Here is a 1844-nt window from a genome sequence, read left to right on the forward strand (position 1 = left end):
TCCTGAGTTTCGCACCTACAACTGAAAAATAAGCAAAGAAACGTTGATTTTATCAAATTAATCAACGTTTTTTCTGTCTTTTTGTTGTCCACTTATGTACGTTTATGATATACTAAAGAAAAGATCCTTATAGAGAGCGAGGCATCGGGAATGTATGTGGCGATTACTGGAAAAGGCTCTGCGCGTGTGATTCAGTTCGTTGAACAACACCGTATTCCCAAAACAAAGAAAAAGAAAACGGTTGTCATTGAAACGCTGGGAAATTACGAAAAGATGATCGCTGAAGACCCTCAGATTATTGAAAAGCTGAAAAAGAAAGCCAAACAGTTGACTGAAGAAAAGAAAGCACGTCATCAGCCAATTGCCATAGAATTAGAACGGCAACCTATTCGGTCTGCCTCTGACGCGGTCCCTTCGTACCACTTCGGGCACGCCGCTATTTTAAAGATATGGAAAGAGCTCGAATTGACTGCATTTTTTGAAAAGAACGTGGCAAAGCGCAATCAACCAGCCCTGATCGAAGCGATTTTCAGCCTTGTGATCCATCGCATAATGGAGCCTAAAAGTATTCGCTGCTCACATCAAGATCTGTCTCGTTTCGCCGGGATTCATCAGCATCACAAAGACCTCTATTATAGTGCGCTTGATGTCCTCACTGAACTGAAAGATGCCTTAATCGATCATTTATGTGAGCAGTTTGCGAATAAGACCGAACGGACAGGCCCTGTGGCCTATTATGATGTCACAACTTATGCCTTTGAAAGTGTGAATGCTGGCGAACTTCGCTTGTTTGGGTATTCAAAAGATCATAAGTCGAATGAAGTGCAAGTGGTCATGGGCTTATTGATCGACAATCAGGGCATTCCCATTAGTTATCAGATTTTCCCCGGCAATACGATGGATCAATCAACCTTAACAGCGTCTGTTCAAGAGTTGAAAAAACGATACAAGATGGAAAAGATTGTCGTTGTAGCAGACAGAGGATTAAACGGGAAAGATAATCTGGCCTTTCTTGTGCAGGAAAAACATGATTTTGTCATCAGCTACACATTGAAGAAAGCGCCCCAGGACATAAAAAGGTTAGCTTTACAGGGAGACTGGGAAACGGTTCGAGCGAGTGAAGAAGGCGAAGTCACCTATAAAGAAAAGCAGATCCAGCATGAGCTTGAAGTGAAGATCGAACTTTCCGAGGAAGAAAAAGCGGCGCTACCGAAGAAAAAAGGGCGTCCCCGAAAGTACAAACCCTTGACCATACCAGTCACTGTTCATGTCACATGGAGTGCCAAGCGAGCAGAAAAAGATCGAAAAGACCGAGAACGTGTCCTTGAGAAAGTGATGGATACCTTAGAAAAACCGGGTCAAGTTGAGGCGCAACTCAAACGCGGCCGAAATCAGTATATCCTTATGGATAAAGATTTGGAAAGTGCTCAGTTAGACGAGGCGCGTATTGCCTATCAAGCCCAATATGACGGCTACTATGCGGTCGTGACGAATCAGCCTCAGTATACAACACAGGAAGTGAGTGGAATCTACGGAGGCCTTTGGAAAATTGAGGAAAGCTTCAGAGTCTTAAAATCGGATCTTCGAGCACGTCCGGTCTACGTCTGGAAAGATGCGCATATTCATGGTCATTTCGCGTTATGCTTCTTGAGCTTATGCCTCTTACGTTATGGACAATATCGGATGAAGAAATTTCACGGGTTACAGGTTTCAGGACAAGCACTCAGTCGGGCACTCCGTGACCCAATCGTTTTAGCACAAGGACACTATCCGTTGATTAGCCTTACGCCAACCACTATTTCAGATACGTATCTAAAGTTGATGGACAGTTTAGATATGTCTGG

The 1844-nt window shown here is 43.7% G+C and carries 1 protein-coding gene; it reads left to right on the forward strand.

The genetic code is table 11. The features are described from left to right. Nucleotides 1–150: 150 nt before the first annotated feature. Nucleotides 151–1844: IS1634 family transposase (locus tag ACYQ2O_RS12100; protein ID WP_459796690.1), on the forward strand; the 1694-nt coding region annotated here is incomplete at its 3' end.

The organism is Alkalibacterium sp. m-11, assembly GCF_054658155.1.